This is a genomic window from Aureibaculum koreense, assembly GCF_034296135.1.
Classification (GTDB): domain Bacteria; phylum Bacteroidota; class Bacteroidia; order Flavobacteriales; family Flavobacteriaceae; genus Aureibaculum.
In genome coordinates this window covers 31854-45533 of the sequence record NZ_JAXKVV010000029.1, presented here as the reverse complement: position 1 = coordinate 45533, position 13680 = coordinate 31854, and the positions used below count along the sequence as shown (strand labels likewise).

12 protein-coding genes are annotated in these 13680 nt (G+C 34.4%); 3 read left to right on the top strand and 9 right to left on the bottom strand.

Annotation, left to right across the window (positions count from 1 at the left end; all coding sequences use genetic code 11):
* Nucleotides 1–350 precede the first annotated feature (350 nt).
* From UMM65_RS16340 to UMM65_RS16310, 8 genes are all read right to left on the bottom strand, one after another.
* Nucleotides 351–548, bottom strand: a complete 198-nt coding sequence (locus UMM65_RS16340; RefSeq protein WP_321978093.1) for a hypothetical protein — start codon at nt 546–548, stop codon at nt 351–353.
* 17 nt (nt 549–565) lie between these two features.
* The gene (locus UMM65_RS16335; protein ID WP_321978091.1) at nt 566–1018 is read right to left on the bottom strand and encodes a JAB domain-containing protein; all 453 of its coding nucleotides are present in this window, start codon (nt 1016–1018) and stop codon (nt 566–568) included.
* A 126-nt stretch (nt 1019–1144) separates the two neighbouring features.
* Nucleotides 1145–1483, bottom strand: coding sequence for a single-stranded DNA-binding protein (locus UMM65_RS16330; protein ID WP_321978090.1), 339 nt, complete (start codon nt 1481–1483; stop codon nt 1145–1147).
* 786 nt (nt 1484–2269) lie between these two features.
* Nucleotides 2270–2485, bottom strand: coding sequence for a hypothetical protein (locus UMM65_RS17685; protein ID WP_415859570.1), 216 nt, complete (start codon nt 2483–2485; stop codon nt 2270–2272).
* A complete protein-coding gene (locus UMM65_RS16325; protein WP_415859569.1) occupies nt 2439–3107 on the bottom strand; it encodes a DUF932 domain-containing protein in 669 nt (222 codons plus the stop codon). Before UMM65_RS16325 ends, UMM65_RS17685 begins: the two co-directional genes overlap by 47 nt.
* A gap of 77 nt (nt 3108–3184) precedes the next feature.
* Nucleotides 3185–3592 carry a hypothetical protein gene (locus UMM65_RS16320; RefSeq protein ID WP_321978088.1) on the bottom strand — a complete coding sequence of 136 codons (408 nt, stop codon included), beginning with the start codon at nt 3590–3592 and terminating at the stop codon, nt 3185–3187.
* Nucleotides 3593–3975: 383 nt separating this feature from the next.
* Nucleotides 3976–5145 (bottom strand): DUF1501 domain-containing protein, encoded by a 1170-nt coding sequence (locus UMM65_RS16315; protein WP_321978086.1) that lies wholly within the window; start codon nt 5143–5145, stop codon nt 3976–3978.
* 11 nt (nt 5146–5156) lie between these two features.
* A complete protein-coding gene (locus UMM65_RS16310) occupies nt 5157–6548 on the bottom strand; it encodes a DUF1800 domain-containing protein (RefSeq protein WP_321978085.1) in 1392 nt (463 codons plus the stop codon).
* Between the two features lie 172 nt (nt 6549–6720).
* Here UMM65_RS16310 and UMM65_RS16305 point away from each other — a divergent pair, with 172 nt between their 5' ends.
* Together UMM65_RS16305 and UMM65_RS16300 are read left to right on the top strand one after the other, a co-directional pair.
* Nucleotides 6721–7971, top strand: coding sequence for a hypothetical protein (locus tag UMM65_RS16305; protein ID WP_321978083.1), 1251 nt, complete (start codon nt 6721–6723; stop codon nt 7969–7971).
* 18 nt (nt 7972–7989) lie between these two features.
* On the top strand, nt 7990–8520 hold the full coding sequence (locus UMM65_RS16300; protein ID WP_321978080.1) for a T9SS type A sorting domain-containing protein: 531 nt from the start codon (nt 7990–7992) through the stop codon (nt 8518–8520).
* A gap of 50 nt (nt 8521–8570) precedes the next feature.
* Here UMM65_RS16300 and UMM65_RS16295 read toward each other — a convergent pair whose 3' ends face one another.
* Nucleotides 8571–9584 carry an aldose 1-epimerase family protein gene (locus UMM65_RS16295; RefSeq protein ID WP_321978079.1) on the bottom strand — a complete coding sequence of 338 codons (1014 nt, stop codon included), beginning with the start codon at nt 9582–9584 and terminating at the stop codon, nt 8571–8573.
* A 169-nt stretch (nt 9585–9753) separates the two neighbouring features.
* Between UMM65_RS16295 and UMM65_RS16290 the strand changes: the two genes are divergently transcribed.
* Nucleotides 9754–13644, top strand: coding sequence for an ATP-binding protein (locus UMM65_RS16290; protein WP_321978078.1), 3891 nt, complete (start codon nt 9754–9756; stop codon nt 13642–13644).
* Nucleotides 13645–13680 lie beyond the last annotated feature (36 nt).

Here is a 13680-nt window from a genome sequence, read left to right as displayed (position 1 = left end):
AGGGATTTGACCCAATTTCGAAAATTATTCAAAATTTGATTTTTCTTAAAATTTCCCATTTTATAGGGCTTTGCGAAGCAAAATGAATCTGTAGCGGTGCTCTGCACGCTACCCTCTTGCTTCAAATTCGTCCCGCAGGGACAAAATTTTTTAAACAACCTGACAAAAAAGTCAGTTGCTTTTTATAGTGTAATTTTATGGATAGGGTCATCAAGGAAAGTCAAATCAAATAATGGTGATGACCACAAGAATAATATATTATCCTTACCCTGTAAAGGTATGGAATTTAAGGGTTTGGACATAAAAAAAAGCCCTCATAATAAAAGGGCTTATTTGGTTTAATTTGATGCTCAGATATTGAAAACATACTTATAATTGTATAGATTTCTTATCGCTTCTTCTTCCAATAGGGTTTGATAATTTACAAAGTGTTCCCTGGCATAGTTCCTAAATTGCTCCCCAAACCTGTTTTCTACTTCTTTTTTTGATATAGAAAGTAATCGTTCCTGCGTTTCGTCATCGAGATTGTTATAATTCAAATAGACCATAATTATATGCTTTTAGGTTATAGCAATCCGTTGTCCATAAAACTGTAATAGCCACCGTCAGGAGCAATAATCAAATGGTCTAGAACCGTAATATCAAAAAGACGTGCGACTTTTTTGATTTTTCGGGTCAGCTTTTTATCAGCCTCGCTCGGTAACAGTTTCCCCGAGGGGTGGTTATGCGTTAGTATAATGCCCACGGATAGGGTTTTAAGTACAATGGCAAAAAGGATTCGCAAATCGACCATAGTACCGGTAATACCTCCTAATGATAATGGGTAAACTCCTTTAACTTTATTGGAATTGTTCAACAACAGGATTTTAAAGGTTTCCTTTAGTCCAATGGTGTCCTTATCCCAATTCTTATAGAGCAATTTTGCCACATCTTCGGAATTGTTCATTGCTGATGATTTTAATGTTCCTATCTTTTCTCGATAGCTTATTTGTATTTCGTTAACTTTGTCTTTACTCATTGTTGAATATTTATTTTGGAATTCGTGAATCTTCGATTTCATTGTTATTTTCTTTAAAGATTAATCCCGATAGCTATCGGGATGAAAAGAGGGCAAGGCTTCCTATGGCATCGCCCTCCCTATTTTTTACTTACTGCCCATCAAAAGGATTTCATCGGCTACCACTTCGGTAACATAGCGTAGGTTGCCTTCTTTTGGCTCGGTATAGGTACGGGTCTTTAGTTTCCCTACCACACCGATTTCTTTACCTTTTTCTGCATATTTTTCAATGATTTCGGCAGTCTTTCCCCAAGCGACAACGGCATGCCAATTGGTGTCCGTTTGCTTTTCGCCCTTGCCGTTTTTGTAGTATTCATTGGTAGCCAATGACAATCGGGCTACTTTCTTACCGCTTTCAAGGTTCGTAATGGTTGGCTCTTGTCCAACATTTCCGATTAACTGTACGTGATTTTTAATGGTACTCATAATAAAAGATTTAAAAGATTAATATTTCCCTCCCGATAGCTATCGGGATGTTCTAAACTCAATTGAATTTTAAGGGGTGTTTGTTTGATTTCTTTCGTGCTCCGCACAGTGGATGAAGTGGGTTTTGTCAAGACTTTTAGGGAACAAATCGGGAGTATCTGCGACGTAGTAAAATCTTTGGATTTTCAAGAAAGTAGAAACCGTATTTTTCACTAAAACTCGTATAGTCTTGACAAGTTCCATAATGGTATTAGCAATTCTTATAAAGCCATTTGTGACGAGAGCGTACCGACAGTTAAGCGAACAGAGCAGATGGGTTTATCTTGCCTGTCGGCAGACAGGTTCTAGAATTGGTTATGCCATACCTGTTTTTCGCTGTCCCGAAGAACAACAAAGGCTTCATCCGTTATAAACCCCTTAAAATGTATAAGGCAAAGGTTCGGTTTTTAGGAATTATCGAGTAAAGACTCAAGAAGGATTTGCCCATAATTCTGTTAAGAAAATCGAGGCTTTGACTTTCCGATTAGAAGCGGACTTGATTCACGGTTTTGGCTTGGGAATGTAGCCCTTCGGCTTCGCTCAGGACAGGCTAACCTTTCCAGTCCCGAAGTTTCGGAACGGAAAGCCAAAACCGAGGATGATGTTCAAGAACTTTTTAAGAGAAGCTCTTTGCCCGAAATTCAGAGCAACGGAATGTAGCGGTAAAGTGCTGAACGGAATGGTAAGCAGAAACTAAATTTAGAACTCCAGTTTAAAAGGTACTGGAGTAACCTTTTTTATGGTAGTTTAAACCATATCATATATTTCATCGAACAGTTTACTGTCCAACTTTTCCTGTTGCGAAAAGCTTTTTTTCAAGGTATTGTGAAGCATCCAATTAAAGGCATTGTAGCCTACCCATAGATTCGGTTTTGAATACGTTGGAAACGGTTCATCGTTGATAAGCTCAATTACCTCACGGGATTTTTTCGATGGGGTCATCATTCTTATCGCTACATTCATATCGGAACAACTTGGTGCGTTCCAAAATTTCCTTGACAAAAGCCTTGGTGTCGATGATTTCTATGGCTTCCATTTCCCTGAATTTTCGAGTAATGCCATAATACTCATTGTCCAAAAACCTATCGAACAACCGGTTCAAATTCGGCATTATTAAATCCGTGCTGTTTTTGGTATGCCTAATGGAAAAGGCAATCTCGGATTGTGATACGTGCAACCCATTGGAACATAACTGTCTGTAAAAACCAAAATGACCAGAAGTCTTTTCGCTACCGTCATAAGAGTTCTTAAAGCGGAGCATCGGCAAAATCCGGTCCTGTTTGTTTTTCAACTCAAATTGGTTTTTATCCTCGATGATAAAATCGATAACGAAAGACCTGTCGTTACGGTTAATAGTGCGTTTGTGGTAATTTAGCTTGGCATCGACCAAGAGTTGTTCCGCTTTTTTAAAGAACAGCTGATTGGAAATATGGCCATAACTGTTTGATACTACATTGACCACTTTACCGCTCGATATAATGACATTTTCAAGTCCCCTACGGGATTGGATTCCGGTAATACTTTGCAATGATTTAATTTCCGATGGAATGAAAATCTCGTCCTGTTGTAAATTGTTTAAATACATAACTGAAAATTTTAAGATGAATAAAAAAAGAAAACCTACTCTTATTGAGCAGGCTTTCACATTTAAGAAGATTGACGTTAAAGCTCGAACTGAACAATCTGCTCTTCAATCTCGAATTTACGTTGTTCCAAAGTAGACTGTAGGTGAGATGTTACCAACTTGATTAAATTCGTGTTGGTCGTCTTGAATTCCAGATTACGGGAATCTCTTAGGTGAAAAGAACTCGAATCATCTTGATTGTAGTTGAACTTGGTCAGCTCGTTCAAGGTTTGTGTCAACCGTTCACGTTGCGTGGCCAGACCTCTCAACTTTTCAAACCTTTGTATGCGGTCGTCCAAGTTAACGCTAGGTTTCTCGACCGTTGCCTTCTTTTCTGTAACAACAGTTTTCCCAATAGCCTCATTGGTCAGTTTCTTTTGTACTTCCTTTTTAACGGTTGCAGTTTGTTTTTTTGCTGCTCCGTTCGACTTTGTTTTTGTTTCCATAATTATGAAATTTTAAGATTAAACAATATTTGAGCACAGCCTAAACGGAAGCTAAAATCTCAGCTCAAAAGGAATCGGAATAAATAAGCGGTGGCATCGGCGGCTGCTTTATGCCGAAGTCTTTTGATGGGAGTATTTTACGAATTTATCTTTCGGAAATATTGTATGAATACTATCCATTACTGAATTTGTGTAGAACCTAATTTTAATATAAAATTTGCTACAAATTAGGTTGGTTTAGTACTTAACAAAGTTTATATTTGCACCGTCAGAAAGTAAAGCAATTTACTTTAAGTTCATTTATAGTATCGTCAACAAATCGGATAACAAATAAAAAAATCAAAAAGTGTTGACCAGATTTATAGCCTCCGACCATTAAAAGCCTAAAATAAGTTAGCCAACGGCTTATTGGTTATTCCAATTTTAGTAGGATCGAAATTTAACTTATTTTTTAACAAACTGGCATATACACTTCTAAAATCAATCTCATACATTAAATCGCCCTTATCTAAATTTGATAGGTTTGGATTTTTACCTGTAATTTTTCCATTGCCATTGTTTCCTCCTATAATAAACATTGGTGCCGCTTTACCATGATCGGTACCTTTACCGTTATCATTTACCCTTCTTCCAAACTCAGAAAAAATAACGACTGTTGTGCTTTCAAATAAATTAGCATTTTTCAAGTCTTTGTAAAAACTAAAGACTGCCTGATCTAATTTGTCCAATTTTCTATGATGAATAGGTAATTGATTGTCGTGAGTATCAAAACCTCCATGTGTGGTATAATACGTTTTAGAGTTTAAATCTCCTTTTATCAATTTTGCAATCCATTTTAGTTTTGTGCCAAGTTTAGTTTTTGGGTAACTAACATCCTCTTTAGATTTTGCCATTGCTTTTTGAATTTCTTCTGAACCTTCCGTTACAGTTTGTGCAACTTTCATCACAAAATCCAATTGTGGATTATCGGTTAACGTTTTTTCTGTATAGTCATTTTTTCTGGTTTTAAATTGGTAAGGGTTCTTTATGGTAATTGAATTAGGCACTTTGCCTTTCAACGCTAAATTATCGATAGTATCAATATTTATTCCTGCAGTGGGCTGATGGTCTTTACATTGCAAATCTAAATAACGACCTAACCATCCATCATTCAAATATTGATTTGAAGCAGAGGCCGTTTGCCAAATTTCTTGACTTCTAAAATGAGATCTATTAGGGTTGGGATACCCCACATTTTGCACAATGCTTAAATCACCCTTTTGTTGAATCTCTGCTAAACCTTCTAATGCAGGGTGCAGCCCCATTCCGTTACTTTTACCTATAATAGTATCTTTTGCTAATGCAATTTTAGGTCTTAATTCATAATATAAAGGATCATCATAAGGAATAAACGTATTAAGACCATCGTTACCGCCATTTAATTGAATAAAAACAAGGCATTGATTAGCTGTTGAAGTACCTTGTTGCAAACCAAAAGCATGTAAAAAATTCGGCATTAATAAAGTGCCTCCGGTAAACGTCCCTGTTATTGATAAAAAATTTCTTCTATTCATAATACACTTAATTAAATCAATTGAAATTCTGGTGTTTTTGCTATATAATTGAACAACCTTAAAATGGCATTTTCGGCGTTTTCGCTTTTAGGGTCAAAATCGTATTTGAGTATTTTTTCCATATCTTCTGCCATTGACGGACCGACACTAAACAGCAATCTATCAGATAGTTCAATAATAATTTTTTTATTATCTGTTGCACGAGGCGATATATTAATTTTTGGTTGCATCCCTGCTATTTTATCCATTGTATTTTTATCGGATTTTTTAAATCCTCTTTTTGTTAGACTCGTTCCGTTACATACCAAATCCACAATTTTATTGCGTTGTAGATAGGTTTGTGAGGTTAACCAAGAAGCACCTCCCACCCAACCTTTAACATTGGGCTGTTCAAAAAGATCCATACCTTGTTGTTTTAAGAAAAAATTGATGAATTCCGAATCAATTTCGTGCAATTGTAGTTCGTGCAATATTTGCATTGCAAATATCAATGGATCTTTAATCTTATGTCCAGCTTTGTCTTTTTTATATTCTTCTAAAAATATATATTGAAGCAATGGTTTGATTTCAAAATCTACTTCCCTAAAATAATTACCGTAATATTGAACCAGTTCATCCGAAGGATTATCATAAATAAACCATTGCAGTATTTTTTTTGTCAATAAAAATGGAATATTTTTTTGTTCAAAAATAATATCGATCAAATCATCGGCTTTATGATAACCTGAATTTCCTAAATAGGTAATTACCTCATGGGGCTCTAAATTTTTTCGATATTTGGCAGATTTATCCCCTAACCCCAATCCAGCCAAAGCTTTTGCACCGTTTTTTATATCCTCTTCAGTATAATTACCAATACCTAACGTAAATAATTCAAGCAATTCACGACTTAAATTTTCATTAATCTTACCTTTTTTATTCTCTGTATTATCCAAATATCTAACCATTGCATTGCTTTTAACAATCTGCTTAGTGAGTTCCTTAAAATTACCAAAAGCATTTTTTTGCAAAATCATGTGATGTTGATATATCCAATAGTTCATTTTGACTTTTTGCCCAGTAGCAACAAAATGATTGTGCCAAAAACAAACCATTTTTTCCCTTAACGGATATTCATCCTTTTTCATCTTACCAATCCACCACAATTTAAGGTCATTGGTATTTTGGACTTTTTTTCGCAGCATTTTTTTATCATCAGGAGTAGAAGCATGTCTGTACTCTTTTCTGTAGGCCTTAATTTCATTTAACGTTTTTGGGTCATCATCCAAAAAAGAGGGTATATTCTCATTTACTTTTGAATCGAACGAAGCTTTTAAGAAATTATCTAATCCCTTTGCTTTTATTACTGATGCTTGCTTGGAAGAAAATCCCAGCCTAAGAGACCATAACACGCTTTTATCCATAATCAATTATTTATGATGTGCAGTATTAAGACTTATTTATTAAGAATAGGTTTAAAAGTAATGATTTTTTGGTGCAAAATATGATTATTGACAATTATTAGCCCTTTAAAAGTTAATTATTGCACCCCTAATTTATCGCCAAAAACTATTTTTACTTAAAATTAAAAAACTTATGAAAAGAAAATTACTTATTATTTTAATACTAACCGTCGCTATCTATTTTAATGGTTTTGCTCAAAAAAATTATTACGTTAACAAACAATCGGGAATAAATTCGAATAACGGAGAAAGCCCTTCCAAACCTTTTAAAACCGTAGAACATGCCGTTGGCTTTTTAAGTGCTGGAGATACTTTATTGATAATGGGCACTTACACCAATAACAGTTATAAATCGAACTATTTGTTTTCAGGAAATATAAACGATCAGCATATTTGGCATCAAGAAAACACTATCAGAATAAACAATTTAAACGGTAGTAAACACAAATATATAACAATAAAATCTTATGATGATAATACTGTTTTAAAAGGTGATGGAGCCAATATATTGAGAACGACAAATAGTTCGTATATTCGTATTGAAGGTTTAGAAATATATGGTGAGGTTGAAAAAATACCCTTGAGTACTGCATTGGAATTACAGTTCTTATTTAGGAAAGACGGTAGTACTAATTCTGAATACCGTGTTCCAAAAGGAACTACCACCGCACAAGTTGAACAGTTGTATTCTACCGAAGGTAGTCTTCCAGAATTGGGCAAGGTTAGCCGACCATCTTATACAGATACACGTGGATTGTATATTAGCAAAGTACATCATATAGATTTAATCAATAACGTTATACACCATACCCCTGGAAACGGATTTAGGGTTTCAGATTGCGATTATATCAATATTATTGGCAACGAAGTACACAACACCTCCAGAAAATCATATTCTGGCACACATGGGTTGGTGGTAACCAATGCGGATAGTGGAATTCAAGGTACGGAAGACACCAGTACCGGTTATAAAATTTTTATTTTAAAAAATAAGGTACACCATAATTATAATGAAATTTATTCGTGGTCACCAAGTAAAACACTAATTACACCGCGTATTGATGAGGGCAAAGGCATATCGTTGCAAAGAAATGATATTGATGATAACGAAACGCCCAATGATAAAAGCGATGATACCGGCTGGCAACACGGTCGTTTTTTAATTGCGAACAATTTGTGCTATTGGAACGGCTTTAGCGGATTACACAGCAATACAGGGCTTCGTATGGATTTTATAAACAACACTGCTTATATGAATTCTTACACCAATACCGTAACTTATGCAAATGACCAAAAAGGTAATAATATTGGCATGAGTACCTCTGGCAATGGCAGTACAGATATAAAGTTTATAAATAACATTATTTATATTGATAATGCTTAGGGAGGCTATCCTATTTCAGTGGCTGCAACAACAAATGTGGTTATTTCAGATAATTTGCTTTTTGGCATCAATGGAGACTTGACTTTAGACAATGACGTAGCACATGCCAAGAACACGTTAAAAAATCCATTATTTGTTAATGCCGGAAGCCATGATGCTTCTAGTTACAACTTTGGCCTACAAGCTAATTCACCCGCTAAAGATAAAGCAGATGCAAATTTTGCTCCTTCAGAAGATTTTCTTGGTTTTGCCCGAGCTGGCAATCCTGATTTGGGAGCTTATGAATACAATGCTAGTTTAGCAGTTGATGATGTTGTTACTTCAAAATTCATGGCGTATCCAAATCCTTTTTCAGACCATATAAATATTACAGCAAGCAATTCCGTAAATGGATTTGAAATGTATTCCGTTACGGGACAAAAAATTGAACTTAAAAATAACATTACGGATAACGGTAATAATAGCTATAAAATTGGGTTCAACCATTTATCTTCAGGATTGTACTTTTTAAAAGTTGATTCTAAAGTTGTAAATCTGATAAAGAAATAAAACATTTCTTGAAATCTAAAAGAGATAAAGCCGATGGGGAATTATATTGATTAAAGCACCTCAACGATAAATTCGCAATTGAAGGTATTATTTGGCATAAGCTTTATAATACCTTCTTTTTCTTTTAGCTCTTTGTTGTGGTCTTCACTGTCCGTAATTCCGTGCCAAGGCTCAATACATACAAATGGTGAGGTTTCATTGGGCGACCATATTCCCAAATAAGGATAATTTTTAAAGGAAATACTTAAATATTTTTTCTGGGTTAGTTTATGCACAAAGGTTACTTTAGAAAACGGATTCGGATTAAAGATAAGGGCATCGTTGTTAAAAATAGAATCGTGCAAAGTGATTTTTCCCTTTTCTTCAAAGACTTTATTGGTTTTGTTTATTCGCAAACCTTTAGTTTTATCTTCAGATTCAGGAGCCAGTGCTTTATCAAAAATCAGTTCATATTCATTTCTAGCTTGTCCCTCTTCAAACGGGCAGTTAAAAGCAGGGTGTGCACCAATAGAAAAGTACAAATCTTCATTCTCTAATGGGTTTTTTACAACGTATTTCGTAATCAACGATTTTTCTGATAAGGTATATTTTACTTGTAGCACAAAATCAAACGGATAAATTTCTTTAGATTTTTCGGTAGCCACTTGCTCAAAAGTGATACTATTTTCCGTCCTATCAATCATTTTAAAATCGTTATCTCTTGCAAAACCATGTTGCTTCATAGCATACGTTTTACCGTTGTATGTGTATTCATGATCCACCAACCTTCCAACTATCGGAAACAAAATAGGTGCATGTCTTGGCCAAAATTCAGGGTCGGCCTGCCAAACGTATTCCCTGTTTTCAGTTCGTAAACTTGTCATTTCAGCTCCTTTAGCTTTTACAACAAGTGTTAAAAATTTGTTTTTCAATACGTATTCTGTTTGAATGTTTTTGTCAGTTTTCATTTCGTTATTTGCTAATAAAGGTTTTGATTTTTTATTGAAATTACATGATGTTAAAAACATCAATGTAAACATCAGATAGGTGGTGTTCTTTAAAATACTGTTGATTAGATTGTTCATAGTTTATTATTTATTACTTGCTAAGAGGGCGGTTTTTATATGAGCTGATGAATAACTAAATTTTTAAGCTAAAATCAGTATATTTCACGTCAAAATACGTTTAATTATTGTCAGACTACTTTGATGCATTAAAATTACTTAGTTTTGTTAAAATAAATTTTAAAATTCTTTGCGAACTTTACAATATATATTGCCCTTTTATTTTTTGTTTATTCTGTTTTGTAGCTCTATAATATATGGACAAAACACATACGAATTTGAAAAACTAACGGGCGAAAACGGTGTTTCGCAAAGCATAACTTATGCCGTTCAGCAAGATAGTATTGGTAACATTTGGATGGCTACAGAAGAAGGCTTAATTAAATATAATGCCAGTCAATCTGTGGTTTACAGTAAATATAACGGATTGCCAAAAGAAGTTGGCAATCGTATCTCAGCTGTTTTTGTGGATAGTAAAAACCGCGTTTGGATAGGCACCGAGGTTGGTATTTGCCTTTATAACCCCGAATTAGATAGCTTCAAATATATAAATCCTGATTCTGATATAAAACCCACCCTAATAAAAAACATTACCGAAGACAATAAAGGTAATATTTTAATTGCATCTTTTAACGGTTGTTGGATTTATAACAAAACTCATCAAAACAACAATGGTTTTAAGCGGTTTGCGAACAAACTGCACATTCAAGATATTTTATTCTATAAAAACGAAATATTGCTCGGTACAACAACCGGACTTTATGTATTCGATGCGAAACCAAAATTTCCTATCAGAAAATCGGGTTATTTAAAAGATGACAACATCATCAGTTTATGTGCATATAACGATGCGTTTTTAATTGGTACTATGAACAGTGGTCTCCTTAAATCTGACTTAAAATTTTCCGATTTTGAAAATATAAAATTAAATGGGCAACACGAAAATTTTGCTATTCGTGATATCACTTTAGGGAAAAACAATACGCTTTACATTGGTGCAGACGGTGCGGGCATTTTTTATTTAGATAGGGATTTTAAGCTCATCAATCATTTTTTTCATAATGAAGATAATTACAATTCGCTTTCAAGTAACGGTGTTTATGACATTTTAATCGATAAAGAAGATATTATTTGGGTGGCAACCTACGGTGGCGGTATTAATTATCTAGACGAAAACAAATTGGTTTTTCAAAAAATTAAACATGCACCAAATGATAAAAACAGTATCATAAACAATTTTACGCGTGCCATAGAAAAAGATAAAAACAATAACATTTGGTTCGGTACCAAAAGGGGCGTAAGCATCTGGAATAGAGACCAAAACACTTGGAAACATTCCAGCGAAAACGATGAAATTATATTGGCCTTGGAAAGCGATGGCGATTATATGTGGGTGGGCACTTACAATAACGGTGCTTATAAAGTCAATATTAACGATTTTTCAATTACAAGATATGCTACGGACACCCCTAAAAAAATAGGGTTAAATAAAGTATATGCTATTTTCAAGGACTCCAAAAATAATATTTGGCTGGGCGGTACAGACGGTGAACTGTCCGAAATAAGACCTAACGGAACCATTCAAACCTATCCCATAAAAGAAATAAAATCAATAACCGAATCCGTTTCAGGTGCTATTTTATTGGGCGGAAGAAATGGCGTCAGCAGAATTAATTTAAGTGATCGTAAACTTGAGGTATTGGGGGAACGCTCCTTTTCACGCAATAATATCAACTATTTTACTATCAATACGGTTATTGAAAAACCCGATAAAAGTCTAATTTTAGCAACAAATGGTAGTGGAATTGTGTTTTACAACGCTCAAAAGGACACCGTCAAGTTATTAAGTGTAGCATCAGGATTACCCTCTGACATTGTTCAAGGTGTTATAGCACATAATGATGAGCTATGGGCAAGTACAACCAAAGGCTTGGTACATATTAAAATGAACGCCAAAGACACTATTATCAGTATTTTTGACAAAAGTGATGGTTTGGCCAGTACCGAATACAATTATGGCAGCTATGCAAAATTAAATGACAGCTTATTTATTTTTGGCGGTACGGATGGCTTAAGCCTGTTTAATCCTTATGAAGTCAAGGATAAAAATAGAATCCCCAAAGTAATTTTTGAAGATTTCAGTTTGTTCAACAAAAAATTAGAGCCTGGAGAAGCCCCATTATCAGAACATATAAATACCATTGACAAACTGAACTTAAAATATGGCGAAAACTCATTGGCACTTAGTTTTGCAGGGGTACTGCAAAGTTCCCCTTCAAAAATTCGCTACATTTATAAACTGGAGGGCTTTGATGAAAGTTGGTCCCAACCAACAAAGAAAAACGACGTAAACTATACCAATTTGGCTCCCGGTGATTATATTTTTAAGGTTAAGGCGGCAAACCGAAATGGTGATTGGAGTAAAGAAAGGCAATTGGCCATCCATGTAATGTCTCCTTGGTGGCGAACCAATCTAGCCTATTTCGGTTATGTGGTGCTGGGCATATTGGCTATTCTTTTTATTGTGCTTTTAACGAGGGTAATCGTAAATAAGAGAAACGCCGAAGAACAAATTAATTTGTTCAACAATTTAACGCACGAAATTAGAACGCCGTTATCCATACTTTTATCATCTTTAGATAATATTTCTAAGTCTGACGACAATGAAAACGTAGCCAGCAAACAAGCCAAAAAGACCATAAAAAGATTGAACACCTTGTTTGATCAAATGTTGAATTTTCACAAAGCAACCTCAAATAACAATCTTTTTGAAACCATTACCAAATTGGATATGGAAACGTATATTACCGAGGCCGTAAATAACTTTAAACCCTTATTAACCGAAAAAAAATTAGAAATTACCGTAGATAACCAATGGCATAAAGAGGTATTTTATTTTGATAAGGAAGCACTTAGTAAAATACTGTACAACTTAATTACCAATGCTATTAAATATACGCCCGAGTGTGGAAAAATTGCTATCCATTTGTTAGAAACTTCAAAAGGGGAATTACAAATCAAAATTATTGATAACGGAATTGGTATCCCTAAAGATCAACAAAAATTTATCCTAAAGAGATTTTACAGGGCCAGAAATGTAATCAACAGTCAACAACCCGGTACTGGACTAGGTTTGATTATGGTAAAAAAACTGATCGAAAAATATGATGGCACCATCCAATTTGAAAGTAAAGAAAATGCGGGTACTACATTTACGGTAGTCTTAAAAAATCAAGAAAAATTCTATAAGAAATCCGCTGTGCTAAATTCCAAAGAACAATCAAATTTAACTATTCACGAACAAACGAATATTGAAGAGTTTAGCGATGCCAAAATTTTAGTTGTTGAGGATAATGATGAGCTTAGAACATTATTGGTTAATAGCCTTAGCACTTACTTTCAAGTATTTGATGCCGCAAATGGGAAGGAAGGTTTAAAGAAAGCGGCAGAATTTTTCCCCGATCTTATACTTACCGATCTTATTATGCCAGAAATGGACGGTATGGCCATGAGCAGAATATTAAACGATGATATAAACCTAAATCATATTCCCATATTTATGCTTTCTGTGTTAAATAATTATGATCAAAAACTGGAAAGTATAGAAAGTGGTGTAACCGAATACATCGAAAAACCTGTAGATATAAACCTGCTATTGGCAAAAATTGCCAATACGCTCAACTGGCAATACAAGCTAAGAGAAAAATATGTAAATGAATCTGATAAAGACGCCGCGGTAAAATATCGTAATATTAAAGATCAGGAGTTTATTACAAAATTGGAAACGTTCTTACTGGAAAAAATAAGCAATACGGACTTTTCCGTACACGATTTATGCGATTTTATAGGTATGAGCAGAACATCGCTTTATATGAAATTAAAGAATCTAATAGATTTGTCTCCCCAAGATTTTATTATTCATACCCGACTTAAATATTCTAAAGAATTGTTAATAAAAGGAAATGCAAATATTAAAGAAGTGGCATACCATGCAGGTTTTTCAAACCCAAAATACTTTAGCACTTCCTTTAAAAAGTTTTATGGAACTACGCCGAGTAGTTTTTTAGAAAGTTTACAATAACCTGATCTAATTCAAAAGAATATAACATTTACGGTA

Excerpts from the sequence above, each read along its gene's own strand:
- UMM65_RS16310 (WP_321978085.1), bottom strand. The coding sequence starts at position 6,548 with ATGGATAAAAGCGTGTTATGGTCTCTTAGGCTGGGATTTTCTTCCAAG.
- UMM65_RS16315 (WP_321978086.1), bottom strand. The coding sequence starts at position 5,145 with ATGAATAGAAGAAATTTTTTATCAATAACAGGGACGTTTACCGGAGGC.
- UMM65_RS16320 (WP_321978088.1), bottom strand. The coding sequence starts at position 3,592 with ATGGAAACAAAAACAAAGTCGAACGGAGCAGCAAAAAAACAAACTGCA.
- UMM65_RS16340 (WP_321978093.1), bottom strand. The coding sequence starts at position 548 with ATGGTCTATTTGAATTATAACAATCTCGATGACGAAACGCAGGAACGA.
- UMM65_RS16295 (WP_321978079.1), bottom strand. The coding sequence starts at position 9,584 with ATGAACAATCTAATCAACAGTATTTTAAAGAACACCACCTATCTGATG.
- UMM65_RS16305 (WP_321978083.1), top strand. The coding sequence starts at position 6,721 with ATGAAAAGAAAATTACTTATTATTTTAATACTAACCGTCGCTATCTAT.
- UMM65_RS16325 (WP_415859569.1), bottom strand. The coding sequence starts at position 3,107 with ATGTATTTAAACAATTTACAACAGGACGAGATTTTCATTCCATCGGAA.
- UMM65_RS17685 (WP_415859570.1), bottom strand. The coding sequence starts at position 2,485 with ATGAATGTAGCGATAAGAATGATGACCCCATCGAAAAAATCCCGTGAG.
- UMM65_RS16330 (WP_321978090.1), bottom strand. The coding sequence starts at position 1,483 with ATGAGTACCATTAAAAATCACGTACAGTTAATCGGAAATGTTGGACAA.
- UMM65_RS16335 (WP_321978091.1), bottom strand. The coding sequence starts at position 1,018 with ATGAGTAAAGACAAAGTTAACGAAATACAAATAAGCTATCGAGAAAAG.